Here is a 13,705-nt window from a genome sequence, read left to right as displayed (position 1 = left end):
GTCAGCGTGGCAAGGACGCCGATCGGTCGTCCCGTGATCGCGGTTCGGATGGGCGTTCGTCCCAGAGCCGTCCGGATCGTGCCGGCGGTGATCGCCAAGGATCGTCTCGCGGCTCGGATCAGCGCGGTGGCTTCAAACGCAGCGGCAGCTCCGGGGAGCGTGGTGGCTTCAAACAGCGCACCGAATCCGGTGACCGCGGTGGTGCCGCCCGGCGTAGCGATTCGGGAGAACGCGGCGGATTCAACCGTGGGGGAGATGCCAACAGGCAAGGCGATTCCAGTGCAGGCGGGTTCAATCGGCGTGGCGATTCCGGTGACCGAGGTGGTTTCAACCGGCGTGACGACACCGGTGACCGAGGTGGTTCCGATCGCGGTGGTGCTTCGGGGCAGCGTGGCAGGTTCGATTCTCGTGGCGATTCCGCGCCGCGGAGTGGGGGCGATCGTGGCGGGTTCGAACGCCGTGAGGATTCGGGTCGGCGTGGTGGATTCAAACGTCGCGATGATGCTGGTGAGAGTGGTGGATCGGGCCGTGTCAACTGGAATCAGCGTGGTGATGCGGCGCCGGATCGGCGCCGCGGCGGCGAGGGTGCGCGTGCTGGAGCTGCTGGCGGTCGCTCGCTCGATCGGCGTCCGCCGCGTCCCGAGGAGCCGGATCTGCCCGATGATGTCGAGGCCGCCGAGTTGGAGCCCGCTGTCCGTCGGGACCTGCTGAGCCTCGATAAGGGGAACGCTGAGACCGTGGCGCGCCATCTGCTGATGGCGGCCCGCCTGATCGATGACGATCCGGGTCTGGCACTCGCGCATGCACGTGCCGCGCGGCAGCGCGCAGGCCGTATTGCGGTGGTACGCGAAACTGCGGGTGTGACCGCTTATCACGCGGGTGAATGGGCCGAGGCTCTGTCCGAACTGCGCACAGCGCGCCGGATGTCGGGTGGTTCCGGCTTGCTCGCCGTGATGGCGGATTGTGAGCGCGGTCTTGGGCGGCCCGAACGTGCCATCGAACTCGGACGCAGCGACGAGGCCCGTGCGCTGAGCGGCGATGAGGCCACCGAGCTGCGCATTGTGGTTGCTGGCGCTCGAATGGATCTCGGGCAGTTCGACCAGGCCGTGGTTGTTTTGCAGACGCCCGAACTCGACCCGTCCCGCAGCGGTTCTACCGCTGCCCGGCTGTTCTACGCCTATGCCGACGCACTAGTCGCTGCCGGTCGCACCGACGACGGCCTTACCTGGTTCCTGAACGCTGCGTCGGCGGATCTCGACGGCGAAACCGATGCCGAGGAACGTGCCGCGGAACTGACAGGTGACACCGACGTGTGACGTCCAGGGCCGTCCCGAACATCGTGTTCACGAAGTGGGATCGACCCGGTTATCGGGAACACCCGGCCCGAATGGGGCCTGGGCCAGTTCGACCAGGCTGTGGCTAGTTCACCGAGAAGGTCCAGTGGCGCACGTACTGCTCGGAGAGCTGCGCGTGGACCGGTATCAAGGCGTTCTGGCCTGTAACGGATTGGCCGCTGCTCACCGGTGCCGGTGCCATCGTCAAAGGTCAAAAGTCAACGGCTATGGCATCGGCCCGGCCGGGCTGAGGATGGAATCGGCCTGCCCGTCCACGCCGCGTCCGCCGATCTCAACCGGCGAACCGGTGCTGCGAGCTGACAGGTGCGTTACCTGTGATGCCTCCGGGGAAAAGCCCGGTAGTTGACGGCAATCCGTCGAGAAAGGTGGGCGGAGCATTGGCATCAGGTAGGGCAGTGGAGCCATGGTCGGCTCATGCGGACCTATCGGTGGTGAAATCGCGGCTGTTCGAATCGGGCGGCTTCACGTGTTCCGCGCCGGTGCCGGAGCCGGAAAGTGCCGAATACGGCGCTTGCGGGTTCACCGTCGACGGTCGTTCGGTGCGGTTCCGGGTCGGCAAGACGACTCCCACGAAGGTCGGACAATTTGTGACGGTGTGGCAACGTCGCGCGGACGGACCGATTCGGCCGTTCGATCGCAGCGATGGTGTGGCCCTTTTCGTCATCAGCACTCGCACCGAGGGACACTTCGGACAGTTCGTCTTTCCGTGCCAGGCCTTGTGTTCGAAAGATATTGTCTCGGTTGATGGTTCGGGTGGTAAGCGCGGATTTCGGTGCTACCCGCCATGGGTGGAGACAACGAACCGTCAGGCTCATGCGGCGCAGGCGTGGCAGTTGGAGTTTTTTCTGCACCTTCCCGAAAATGGGCGCGTTGATATTGCTCGCGCCCGACAGCTCTACACACAAACGTGAGTCGCGTCATCACGCGCGGCCGGCGTCGCTGACGGGTTCGGATTCGGTCGGGTGGTCGGCGTAATGTGCGATGTGCTTCCGAGGCGTCGACATTCGTCGATCCGCGGCAGCGTCGGCATGAACGCCGGGCACGACCGGTGTAGGTGAGAGTTCGGCAATCGTGCCGACCGGTGACATGGAGTGAGATTGGTGTGAAGCGGCTACGAGATCGCTACGAAGCCCTGCTGCTGGATCTGGACGGCACGTTGTATCGCGGTGACGCGGTGATCGAGGGCGCACCGGAGGCGCTGGCGTCGGGAGGCACGTCTGCGCCGCAGCGGCTCGTCTACGTGACGAACAATGCCAGTCGCGGTCCGGAGGTGGTTGCCCGGCATCTGTCCGAGCTCGGCTTTCCGGCGACCATCGATGACGTGGTGACCAGTGCGCAGGCGGCCGCGCGGCTGCTTGCCGAACGACTCGAGCCCGACGCGACTGTGCTGATCGTCGGCACCGACGACCTTGCCGCGGAGGTCGACGCTGTGGGCTTGCGGCCGGTTCGCCGATTCAACGGTGTCGCGCCCGCTGCTGTGGTGCAGGGGCATTCGCCGGAAACCGGCTGGCCGGATCTGGCCGAGGCTGCTTATGCGCTGCGGGCCGACGCGCTGTGGGTTGCCGCCAACACCGACAAGACGCTGCCGAATGAGCGTGGCCTCGCGCCGGGCAACGGCGCGATGGTCGCGGCGTTGCGCACCGCTTCGGGGCGTGAGCCGGTCGTGGCGGGCAAGCCGTACGCTCCGTTGCTGGAGGATGCGCTTGTTCGTGCCGGTACACGCGATGCGCTGGTGATCGGTGATCGCCTCGACACCGACATCGAGGGTGCGAATCGGGTGGGCCTGGAATCGTTGCTGGTCTTGACCGGGGTGAGCACCCTCGACGAGTTACGCGATGCTCCTGACGAGCTGATTCCCACCTATGTCACGGATTCGCTGGACGCACTCAACTACCCGGCGGTGGACGGTACGGCCGAACCGGGCGGCATTGTGGACCTGGCCGACCGGTTGCGGCGTAACCCCGGCCGAGCCGTGATGGTGCGGGCGTCTCGTCCGGAAATCCGATAGCGTTGACTTCACGATGAGTACTCCGATGTTCCGACCGAATCGGCCCGATATCCCCGGGCCGGGCCAAACCGGGTCCCGCCAAGCGGTGCCGATGCCCGGCCGGCATTTGCCGGGTGCGCATGGGCGCCAGGAACCGGCGGACCCGGCCCGGATTCGCGCCGATGTCGACAGCCTGCTCGCCGAGCTCGACACCCGTACGGGGGTGCCCGAGAACACTGAATCCGGCGCCGATATCACTCGTCGTGCCCGAATCCTGGAGCAGGCACACGAGGTGCTCGTCCAGGCACTGGCCACGGTGGACAAGATCTGAGGTGGCCAGGCGCGCGCGGGTGGACGCTGAACTGGTTCGCCGCGGGTTGGCGAGATCGCGAGAACACGCGGTCGAGCTGATCGGCGCGGGTCGCGTCCTAATAGCCGGGACTGTCGCTGTGAAGGCCGCGACTGCCGTTGAGACGGGCACACCGCTGGTGGTGCGCGCGAAGCCCGACGAGGTGTCGTGGGCGTCGCGTGGCGCGCATAAGTTACTCGGGGCGCTGGAGGCGTTCGAACCCGTGGGGTTGACCATCGCGGGTAAGCGTTGTCTGGACGCGGGTGCTTCGACGGGCGGGTTCACCGACGTCCTGCTGTCGAAGCAGGCGCGTGAGGTGGTTGCCGTCGATGTCGGTTACGGCCAATTGATCTGGCGGTTGCGCAACGACGAGCGGGTGCGCGTGTTCGACCGCACCAATGTCCGCGCCCTGACTACCGAAACGATCGGCGGGACCGTCGAATTGGTGGTGGGCGATCTGTCGTTCATCTCCCTGGGACTGGTGTTACCCGCGCTGGCCGCGTGCTCGGCGCCGGGCGCGGATCTGCTGCCCATGGTGAAACCACAGTTCGAGGTGGGCAAGGAGCGCGTAGGTTCCGGCGGTGTGGTGCGGGATCCGGCGTTGCGCGCCGAGGTGGTGCGCGATGTCGCTGCCGCGGCAGCCGAATTGGGGCTGCGCACCAAGGCGGTTGTAGCCAGCCCGCTGCCCGGCCCGTCCGGCAATGTCGAGTACTTTGTGTGGCTGCGGAAAGATGGGCGGTTCGAGTACGACGGCGAGCAGGTCGCGGCTCTCGTCGAGCGTGCGGTTGAGGAGGGGCCACAGTGAACGCGCAGTCACCGTCCGGCGGCCGGGAGATTCTGCTGGTTTCGCATCCAGGTCGTGCGGAGATCATCGAGACCGCCCATCGGGTGGCGAAGATATTCGCGGACGCGGGAATCGGGCTGCGGGTACTCGCCGATGAGGCGGAGGGCACCCGATTCGATGTCGATGCCGACTGCGCGGAGCCGGGTGCATCGGCGGTGGCGGCACCGGGCGGCTATCCGGTTCGTGTGGTCGAGCACTGCCCGGACGCGGCGGTGGGTTGCGAGATGGTGCTGGTGCTCGGTGGCGACGGAACCTTCCTTCGCGCCGCCGAACTGGCCAGGCCCGCTGCGGTGCCGGTGCTCGGAATCAATCTGGGGCGCATCGGATTTCTCACCGAGGCCGAGGCGGAGCATCTCGACGAGGCGCTCGGCCAGGTGGTCCGCGGGGACTATCGCATCGAGCATCGAATGACCATCGATGTCAGCGTCCGAGTCGACGATGAGGTCGTCGAAACCGGTTGGGCGCTGAATGAGGCCAGCATCGAGAATGCGGCCCGGATGGGTGTGCTCGAAGTGGTGCTCGAGGTCGATGGACGTCCGGTATCGCAGTTCGGCTGCGATGGCATCCTGATCTCGACCCCCACCGGATCGACGGCGTACGCTTTTTCCGCGGGTGGTCCCGTTGTGTGGCCGGAACTCGAAGCGCTGCTGGTGATTCCGAGTAACGCGCACGCATTGTTCGCGCGGCCCCTGGTGACCAGTCCGGAGTCCAGGATCGCGGTCGAATCCGTGGCGACGGGCCATGATGCGCTAGTTTTCCTGGATGGCAGGCGCACTCTCGCATTGCCGAAGGGCGGGCGGGTCGAGGCGGTCCGGGGCGCTGAGCCGGTGCGCTGGGTGCGGTTGGATTCCGCGCCGTTCGCGGACCGGATGGTGCGCAAATTCCAATTGCCCGTGACAGGCTGGCGTGGCCGACGGCGAACGGAGAGCACACGTGCTGACAGAGATCAGGATTGACGGACTTGGCGTCATATCCACGGCCACTGCGCAATTCCATGAGGGTCTGACGGTACTGACCGGCGAGACCGGCGCGGGCAAGACCATGGTGGTCACCAGCCTGCACCTGCTCAGTGGGGCGCGTGCCGATGCGGGCCGGGTGCGGCTCGGTGCCGCGCGCGCCGTGGTGGAGGGCCGGTTCACGGTCGAGGACGTCAACGACGCGGCGCGTCTCGAGGTCGGCCAGGTACTGGAATCGGCTGCGGCCGAAGCCGATGACGACGGCAGCATTATTGCGATCCGGACCGTCGGCAGTGACGGGCGATCGCGCGCGCATCTCGGCGGTCGCGGTGTTCCGGCCGCGGTACTCGCCGATTTCACCGCCTCATTGTTGACCGTGCACGGCCAGAATGACCAGCTGCGACTGCAGCGTCCGGAACAGCAGTTGTCCGCCTTGGATCAGTTCGCCGCAGAGACCGTCAGCCCCTTGCTCCGCACGTATCGAAACCGGCGGCGGTCGTGGCTCGATGCGCGCACCGAGTTGCTCGAACGTACCGCGCGCAGTAGGGAACTCGCGCTGGAGGCGGACCGGCTGAAGCATTCGCTCACCGAAATCGATGCTGTCGCACCGGAGCCCGGCGAGGATATCCGCATTGTCGCCGAGGTACGTCGGCTCAGTGATCTGGATTCGCTGCGTGAGGCGGCGGCCACCGCGCATGACGCATTGGCCGGCCCGGCCGATGCGCCCGAAGAAGGTTCCGGCGCGCTGGAATTACTCGGGGTCGCGCGTTCTCGTATCGAGTCGGCCGAGGATCCCGCGCTGGTGGCGCTCGCGCCCCGGCTGGGCGAGGCCGTCGCGGCGGTGGTCGACCTGACCACCGAACTCAGCAGCTATCTATCGGGCTTGCCGTCGGATCCTGGAGCCCTGGATTCGCTCCTGACCAGGCAGGGGGAGCTGAAAACGCTCACTCGCAAGTACGCGCCCGATATTGATGGTGTGCTCGCCTGGGCTGATGATGCGCGCTCCCGGCTGGATTCACTCGATGTGTCCGACGAGGCGGTGGCCAAGCTGGGCGCCGCGGTGGATATCGCGGCCGAACGGGTCTGTGAGGCGGCCCGCAAGCTGACCGCAGCGCGGACCAAAGCCGCGAGCAAACTCGCCTCCTTGGTGAGCGCCGAACTCGGTGGCTTGGCGATGGGTAAGGCGCGGCTGGAGGTCGAGGTACGTCCGGTGCCCGCGAATCCGCAGGATTCCGCGCCGTTGAGTGTCGGGGGGAGCGAGTTACACGCCGGTTCGAATGGTGTGGACGAGGTGGAGTTCCGGTTGTCGGCGCACTCCGGCGCGCAGTCGCTGCCGTTGAGCAAGAGTGCGTCCGGCGGTGAGCTTTCGCGCGTGATGCTGGCGCTGGAAGTGGTGCTCGCCAGTTCCGATCACGGCGCGACGATGGTGTTCGACGAGGTAGATGCCGGTGTCGGTGGCCGTGCGGCGGTCGAGATCGGGCGTAGGCTGGCGCGGCTCGCGCGCACCCATCAGGTCATTGTGGTGACCCACCTCCCACAGGTCGCGGCGTTCGCCGACACCCATCTGGTGGTGGACAAGTCCGACGATGGCAAGGGCAAGGTCAATAGCGGTGTCCGGGCGCTGACCAAGGATGAGCGGGTCATCGAATTGGCTCGCATGCTCGCGGGGTTGGACGACACCGAAACCGGCCGTGCGCATGCGGAGGAACTCCTGGAAACTGCCCGCGCCGAACGAGCACCGGCCTGACCGGAACACAGATGGTCGGTCTGCGGCCCTAAAGGGTTCGCCTGCAACCCTTCTCGATCCCGCAGCACGATTTCGGGAAGGGGCGGGACATGCCCTTCCGGATCAGCGCACGGCCTTCCTCGCGCCGTTGATGAACTGGTTGATCAGGTTGCGGAGGCCGAATTCCAGCATCGTGGACGGCACCGGCAGGCTCGGTTCCGATTCCATTGTGTAGGAGACCGCAGTGCCGCCGCTCTCGGCGTCGGTGAAGGTGACGATGCCGATGTGGCGTTTGACGGGCGCACCTTTGACGATCTTGTATTCCATGCGCTCACCGGGCACCACTCGAATTGCGCGCGCCAGCCCGACGAGTCGGGTTTAGGCCGTCGGCGCCACGATTGCGACGGCCGTTCCGTACAGCATTGTGAAGATGGGTTCGCCTGTTCGGTCCGGCCGACTGTGGATATATGCCGGCATCGTCGTGGACAGGTTCGTGATTGTTGTCGCCGCGACGTCGGTGACAATCCTGCGTGCCATCCAGGTGTGCCAGGCGGTGGCGCTCGCCTAGGTGGGCTCATGACCGGCCACGCACAGGGCTCGACATCACCGAGGGCACGTCGCGATGGGCACGAAGCGGTCGCGCGTCGGTTCGGCTGGGGTCGTTTGTCGAGTGGAAAGGATGCATCCGGCGCTCATGCCTGTGCCAACAATTTGTGTGTCGATCTTGATAGCGTCGTGGGTGCTTCGCGCGGCCGGGATGACGTTCGAGGCAGGGAGTTCATCGAGGCTGGGTGTGGTGAGAGGTCGAAGGTGACGTCCTGATCAGCAAAATCATCGCTGAGAAGTTCTGCCAGATCACAAGGTTCCTGGAGCGTGATATCGACGCCATTGCCGGTGATCGGGCCACCGGACTACGTGGTTTCGGCCGTAGAACCGACCACGCGGTGGATGCCTTCGATGGCGGCGACTACGTAGGCGGGTCCCGTGTCGCCCGCACGGCGGCCGAATCCGACTCTTGGGTGTCGCTCGGTCTACCCGCCCGCAGCAGCGCGGCAAACGCGAGGCTTCGTGAGAGGCAGTTGCGGGTCGCGTCCTGGAACATCGCTGGTGCGCGTCCGGTCCGCTCGAAAACCGCCTTCGACTACGGCCAGGTCGACCTGGACTACTTCGCAAAGGTGTTGCGCCGCATGGATGCCGACGTCGTCTATATCCAGGAATCCGAGGTCGGTCTGTTCGGCTCTACCGCGACGGCTTTGGCCGAGCGGGCCGGCTATCCGCACGTGTTCGAAACGAAGATGTGCCCGTCGCATATGGACACCAGCAAGACCTTGAGCATTGCTGTGCTCAGCCGGTTACCGATCGAAGCAGCCCACACGAAGCTACTTCCGGTCCCCTTGACGAAATTGAAGTTCAACGGCCGGCCGACCGTGCCGTTCGAACGCCAGGCCCAGGCGGTCGAGATTGCCGGCGTCACCCACCTCACCACCCACCCGAGTCCGTATGAGTTCCTGCAAGCAAGCTACGCACACGGTGAGGGTGTGGGGGATGCCTTGGCGAACGGACGCACGATGCGTTCGATGGTCGAAGGTCGGCCCGCCATACTGGGCGGTGATTTCAATACTCCGGAACCGGGAAAGGTTTACGGCGACATCGTCGACGATCTCGGTGTGCGTATGGCGTTGCCTCCCGGGACGAAGACCGTCCCCTGGCCTGGTGCGCCGGATCAGGTCGGCGCCACGTCGGAGTTCAGTGTCGTTGCCAGTGGAGTCGGCCGCGTCCAGTCCGATCACTTCCCAGTATGGGCGGACTACCAGATCAACGAGCCGGCACTCCGGCAACAGCTCATCGCCGCGCGACAGGCGAACGCTGCGGGCTAGCATCACGCGGCGCTGCGGCGACGCCATCGCGTCGGCCGCCGCGCCGCGTTGTCCAGCACGCTATCGGTCGCCGGCGTGGATCATGACGCCGCGAATGTTCTTGCCATCGCGCAGATCCTGATACCCCTGATTGATGTCTTCGAGCCGGTAGCGGGTGGTGACCAGCTCGTCGAGCTTCAGCTGTCCGGCATCGTAGAGCCGCAGCATCCGTACGATGTCATATTGCGGGTTGGCCGAGCCGAAGAGAGTGCCCTTGATGGTCTTCTCGTTCAGCGTAAGCATCGCGCCGGAGACGTGGATGGTGGCCTTCGCCGGATCGGCCAGGCCGGTGACGACCACGGTGCCACCCTTGCCGATGATGTCGAAGGCCGCTGAAACGACTTCCTCGGTGACTGTACCGACGGTGATAATCGCCTGATCGGCGCCCTGACCCCAGGACAGTTCGTTGACCTTCTCCGCAGCCGTTTCCGCGGTCGAGAATGCGTGTGTGGCACCCATTTTCAGTGCGGTCTCGCGTTTGAACTCGATCGGGTCGATCACGACGACATATTTGGCGCCCGAGTGCACGGCGCCCTGAACGGCATTGATGCCGAGGCCGCCGATGCCGTAGACGACGGTGATATCGCCGACACGGACATTGCCCGCGTAGGTGGCGCTACCCCAACCCGACGGTACGCCGCAGCCGACGAGTACCGCGGTCTCGAGCGGCAGCCAGTCATCGACTTTGACGACCGAGTGTTCGGAGATGGTGGCGCGTTCGGAGAAGGTGCCGAGCATGCACATGGCACCGAAATCCATTCCGTTGCCGTGGAATCGGAAGGTGCCGTCGGGCATGCAGCCGTCGAGGATGGTCGCGCCCATGTCACACAGGTTCTGCCTGCCGGTGGAGCAATAGCGGCAGTGCCCGCAGTTCGGGATGAAGCTGCATACGACGTGATCGCCGGGCTTGACCTTGGTGACGCCGGGCCCGATCTCCTCGATGATGCCGGCGCCCTCATGTCCACCGACAATCGGATAACGCGGCGGCAGGTCACCGTCGGTGAGATGTAGATCGGAATGACACAGCCCGGCCGCGCTGTAGCGGATGAGGACTTCGCCCGGGCCGGGGCCGTCGAGTTCGAGTTCCATGAGCTCGAAGGGTTTGCCGGGCTCCAGAAGGACTGCTGCGGTGGTCTTCACGGGAATCTCCAGGGACTACGGGCGCTCAGAGCGCGACGTTGACGGACTTGGTCTGCAGGTAGAGGCCGATGGCTTCGGCGCCGAGTTCGCGACCCCAGCCGGACTGCTTGTAGCCACCGAATGGCATCGCCGTATCGAAGCCGTTGTATTGGTTGACCCACACCGAGCCGGCCTTCAAACGCCGCGCGGTGCGGTGTGCCTTGGAGATGTCGCGGGTCCAGATGCCCGCGGCCAGACCGTAGATCGAATCGTTGGCCGCGTGAACGGCAGCGTCGATGCCGTCGTCGGCATTGAACGGCAGCGCGGCGACGACCGGGCCGAAGATTTCCTCGCGGACGATGCTGAATTCCGGTCGTACATCGACGAATACCGTTGGTTCGACGAAATAACCGGTATCGCCGTGACGTTTTCCGCCGGTGAGCGCGCGGGCGCCCTCGGCCAGCCCGGCCTGCAGGTACCCGGTGACCCGGTCGAACTGCTCCTGCGAGACCAGTGGTCCGAGTTCGGTGGTCGGGTCCATACCTGGCCCGATGCGCACTGCGGCGGCGGCATCGGCGACGGCCTGGGTGAACTCGTCGAAGATCTTGTCCTCCACGAACAATCGAGTCCCCGCGACGCAGCATTGGCCGTGGTTGAACAGCCACGCATTGAGTGAACCGGTGACCGCGGCGTCGAAATCGGCGTCCGCGAATACGACATTGGCGCTCTTGCCGCCCAGTTCCAGCGACACCTTTTTCAGATTGCCCCTGGCCGCGTCCGCGACGAGCTTGCCGACCTCTGTGGAACCGGTGAAAGCGACCTTGTCGACGCCGTCGTGCGCGGAAAGCGCGGCACCCGCGTCACCGAAACCGGTCACGATGTTCACCACGCCAGGCGGGAATCCCGCCTCCTGGAACACCTCTCCGAGCAGCAGCGCGGTCAGCGGCGTCTGTTCAGCGGGCTTGAGTACCACGGTATTTCCGGCGGCGAGAGCGGGGGCGAGCTTCCACGCGGCCATCAGTAGCGGGAAGTTCCACGGCACGATCAGACCGCATACGCCGACCGGCTCGCGCAGCGTGTACGCGTGGAATTGGCCATCCGGTGCGAATGGCATCGACACATTGACCGTCGCGCCCTCGATCTTGGTTGCCCAACCTGCGTAGTACCGGAACACGTCGGCGGCCCAGGCAGTGTCAACGGCGGTGGCGATGCCCGCGGACTTCCCGTTGTCGAGGGCCTCGAGTTCGCCGAACTCGGCGGCTCGCTCGGACAGGAGGTCGCCGACGCGCCAGAGCAGTCGTTCGCGCTCGTTCGGCTTCATCCATTGCCAAGGACCGTTATCGAAGGCGTTGCGGGCCGCGCGCACCGCACGATCGACATCGACCGCGGCACCGTGGGCCACCTCGGCCAGCGGGGCGCCGGTCGCGGGATTCTCCGTGGCGAAGGTGCGCCCGGATTCCGCGTCCACCCACTGGCCGCCGATGAGCAGTTGTTTGGGCCGGTCGAGAAAACCTTGGACCTCGGCTCGGATCGGGTATTCGGACACCGTTGTCATCGGACCTCCATCAGGGAATTGCTGTGACACAGCACATATTCCGATGAATTCGGTATGACTAACTGTTCAATGTCTGAACACCGTCAACGGTCGATGTCGAGCATCCGCATCCGTGCGTAGAGCGTGGTCCGGCTCATGCCGAGCTGACGGGCGGCGTGCACCTTGTTCCCGCCGCACCGCTCCAGCGCCTCGATGATGACGCGTCGTTCGGCGAGCTCGCGCTCCGACAGTCGGGCTATGCGCGGCGAGACTCGATAGGGCTCAGGCAGATCCGCGAGATCGATGCGTCCGCTGGGGCAGGTGCCGGCAGCTGTGGTCAGCACAGCCCGCAACTCGGTGAGATTGCCGGGCCAGGTCGCGGCGCGCAGCGCGCTCGCCGCGCGGGCAGTGACGCGAAGGCCGGGCCGGATGCCGTCGAACATGTGCCGGGCGATGTCGTCGATCTCGTTCGACCGGTTTCGCAACGGTGGCAGATCAATGCGGTGCGGGCAGCGGGCGACCAGTGCCGCGACGGCCGGTGACAGTTCGGTGACCGGAGGTGATGTCAGAACCAGACGTGTGGGATGCGGCATCGACAGCATTTCGGTGAGCAGTGCAATCGCCTCTGTCGTCGCGCAATCGACGTTTTCGATCACCAGGAACGCTGGTCGTGTCGCCAACTGCTCGGTGATCGTCCGTAACCAAGCGCGAGTCCCGGCGACAGCCGCGGTCGCCGCATCCAGACATGGCGTCGAGCCCTCGACGAGATCGGCGACTGCCGTCGTACGTCCCGAACCGGGTTCCCCACACACCAGGACCGCACCGGTCGCACCGCGAATAACGCGCAGCCGGTCTTTGATTCGTGCCCCTGCGGTGTGCAGCGGAATCGAGCCTCGGGAGATGCGCGGCGCCGAGCGATCCGCGCGAACGACGAATACCGCGCCATTGTTTGTGCCCGGTACTCGCTCCGCCTCGACGAGAGCCCGTTCGCCGCAGGACAATTCGATCGATCCAGACTTGATCCGACCCGTGTGGCTTTCGCCGGTGATATCCCGCAGATTCTGATAGTCGACCGGCCCGAGTAGCTCCAAGGCCGCCGGGTTCGCCAGCACCAGATCGCCGCTGATCGCCGCGACCGCCGCGCCCGGTCGTGCCGATATCCGTTGGAAGGCATCCATCAGCCGTTGCTGCGCCGCCCGCCGTCCGGCCTGCAATCGACCCTCGATGTCGGCGACCGCGCGGGCTACCAGCGGTGCGAACAGCGGATTGGCCTGGTCGCTGATGCCGGTGATGTCGAGCACGCCTTCGACTCGTTGCGTCGCTGGATGAATGATGGGCTGGCCGCAACAGCTCATCTGTTTGAAACGTTCGAGATAGTGCTCCGCACCGTTGACGATGATCGCGCGCCGCAGCTCCAGTGGGGTTCCAAGCGCGTTGGTGCCCACCTCGTCCTCGCCGAGTCGTGAACCGACCACCACCCCGGCCCGTTCTATGCGTTGCGCCATGGTCCGGTCGCCGAAGACACGATCCACGATTCGGCCGTCGGAATCGGCGAGCAGGACGCACAGGCTGCTGTCGGTCAATTGGGACGCGAGTTCGTCCAGGATCGGTTTTGCCGCATGGAGCAGCCGATCGCCGCTCTCGACATCCGAGTCGGGGTCGCCGCCCACCGCCGCGCCGGGATCTACACCGCACTGCCGGGATCGCTGCCACGACAGCACGATGTCGGGCCGCAATGCGGCCGACTCCGGTGGATGCTGCATGGACCTCATTCGCGGCACCGTCGGGTTACCAGTTGTTCAGCATCCATCTCGTCATCCAAGAATAATTTCCGTTGTCCAGATGGTAGCGGTCGCGGTCGCGGTTGGGCCGGGAACGGCTTTCGCTGGCATCCAGCCACAACTATCACAGTGACGTAT

At 65.5% G+C, this 13,705-nt stretch carries 12 protein-coding genes and 1 pseudogene; 9 read left to right on the top strand and 4 right to left on the bottom strand.

The genetic code is table 11. The annotated features are described in order from the left end of the window. Positions 1-392: 392 nt before the first annotated feature. The 7 genes and pseudogenes from LKE06_RS25745 to recN all read left to right on the top strand — a co-directional run. Positions 393-1,316 (top strand): annotated as a pseudogene (locus tag LKE06_RS25745) (tetratricopeptide repeat protein); the annotation flags it as partial. Between the two features lie 467 nt (positions 1,317-1,783). Further along, positions 1,784-2,266: a MepB family protein gene (locus LKE06_RS25740; protein WP_228001945.1), complete on the top strand. Its 483-nt coding sequence runs from the start codon at positions 1,784-1,786 to the stop codon at positions 2,264-2,266. Between the two features lie 191 nt (positions 2,267-2,457). Continuing rightward, complete coding sequence (locus LKE06_RS25735; protein WP_228001944.1) at positions 2,458-3,363, top strand: HAD-IIA family hydrolase; 906 nt, start codon at positions 2,458-2,460, stop codon at positions 3,361-3,363. Between the two features lie 25 nt (positions 3,364-3,388). Continuing rightward, positions 3,389-3,673, top strand: a complete 285-nt coding sequence (locus LKE06_RS25730; protein ID WP_308188440.1) for a hypothetical protein — start codon at positions 3,389-3,391, stop codon at positions 3,671-3,673. A gap of 1 nt (position 3,674) precedes the next feature. After that, positions 3,675-4,496 (top strand): TlyA family RNA methyltransferase, encoded by an 822-nt coding sequence (locus LKE06_RS25725; RefSeq protein ID WP_228001943.1) that lies wholly within the window; start codon positions 3,675-3,677, stop codon positions 4,494-4,496. Next, complete coding sequence (locus tag LKE06_RS25720) at positions 4,493-5,491, top strand: NAD kinase (protein WP_228001942.1); 999 nt, start codon at positions 4,493-4,495, stop codon at positions 5,489-5,491. Before LKE06_RS25725 ends, LKE06_RS25720 begins: the two co-directional genes overlap by 4 nt. Next, positions 5,469-7,238 (top strand): DNA repair protein RecN, encoded by a 1,770-nt coding sequence (recN, locus tag LKE06_RS25715; RefSeq protein ID WP_228001941.1) that lies wholly within the window; start codon positions 5,469-5,471, stop codon positions 7,236-7,238. Before LKE06_RS25720 ends, recN begins: the two co-directional genes overlap by 23 nt. A 102-nt stretch (positions 7,239-7,340) precedes the next feature. On the opposite strand, the gene LKE06_RS25710 is transcribed toward recN, so the two are convergent. Further along, complete coding sequence (locus tag LKE06_RS25710) at positions 7,341-7,544, bottom strand: SRPBCC family protein (protein ID WP_228001940.1); 204 nt, start codon at positions 7,542-7,544, stop codon at positions 7,341-7,343. Positions 7,545-7,647: 103 nt separating this feature from the next. Here LKE06_RS25710 and LKE06_RS25705 point away from each other — a divergent pair, with 103 nt between their 5' ends. Beyond that, the gene (locus LKE06_RS25705; protein WP_228001939.1) at positions 7,648-7,785 is read left to right on the top strand and encodes a hypothetical protein; all 138 of its coding nucleotides are present in this window, start codon (positions 7,648-7,650) and stop codon (positions 7,783-7,785) included. Positions 7,786-8,161: 376 nt separating this feature from the next. Next, positions 8,162-9,094 carry an endonuclease/exonuclease/phosphatase family protein gene (locus LKE06_RS25700; RefSeq protein ID WP_228001938.1) on the top strand — a complete coding sequence of 311 codons (933 nt, stop codon included), beginning with the start codon at positions 8,162-8,164 and terminating at the stop codon, positions 9,092-9,094. A gap of 60 nt (positions 9,095-9,154) precedes the next feature. Here LKE06_RS25700 and LKE06_RS25695 read toward each other — a convergent pair whose 3' ends face one another. From LKE06_RS25695 to LKE06_RS25685, 3 genes are all read right to left on the bottom strand, one after another. Then, a complete protein-coding gene (locus LKE06_RS25695) occupies positions 9,155-10,273 on the bottom strand; it encodes an NDMA-dependent alcohol dehydrogenase (RefSeq protein WP_228001937.1) in 1,119 nt (372 codons plus the stop codon). A 25-nt stretch (positions 10,274-10,298) separates the two neighbouring features. Continuing rightward, positions 10,299-11,807 (bottom strand): aldehyde dehydrogenase family protein, encoded by a 1,509-nt coding sequence (locus LKE06_RS25690; protein ID WP_228001936.1) that lies wholly within the window; start codon positions 11,805-11,807, stop codon positions 10,299-10,301. 83 nt (positions 11,808-11,890) lie between these two features. After that, complete coding sequence (locus LKE06_RS25685) at positions 11,891-13,558, bottom strand: sigma-54-dependent Fis family transcriptional regulator (protein WP_228001935.1); 1,668 nt, start codon at positions 13,556-13,558, stop codon at positions 11,891-11,893. Between the last annotated feature and the right edge of the window lie 147 nt (positions 13,559-13,705).

It is taken from the genome of Nocardia australiensis (assembly GCF_020733705.1).
GTDB lineage: Bacteria > Actinomycetota > Actinomycetes > Mycobacteriales > Mycobacteriaceae > Nocardia > Nocardia australiensis.
This window is presented reverse-complemented; position numbering and strand designations above follow the sequence as displayed.

Excerpts from the sequence above, each read along its gene's own strand:
- LKE06_RS25730 (WP_308188440.1), top strand. The coding sequence starts at position 3,389 with ATGTTCCGACCGAATCGGCCCGATATCCCCGGGCCGGGCCAAACCGGG.
- LKE06_RS25690 (WP_228001936.1), bottom strand. The coding sequence starts at position 11,807 with ATGACAACGGTGTCCGAATACCCGATCCGAGCCGAGGTCCAAGGTTTT.
- LKE06_RS25685 (WP_228001935.1), bottom strand. The coding sequence starts at position 13,558 with ATGAGGTCCATGCAGCATCCACCGGAGTCGGCCGCATTGCGGCCCGAC.
- LKE06_RS25710 (WP_228001940.1), bottom strand. The coding sequence starts at position 7,544 with ATGGAATACAAGATCGTCAAAGGTGCGCCCGTCAAACGCCACATCGGC.
- LKE06_RS25705 (WP_228001939.1), top strand. The coding sequence starts at position 7,648 with ATGGGTTCGCCTGTTCGGTCCGGCCGACTGTGGATATATGCCGGCATC.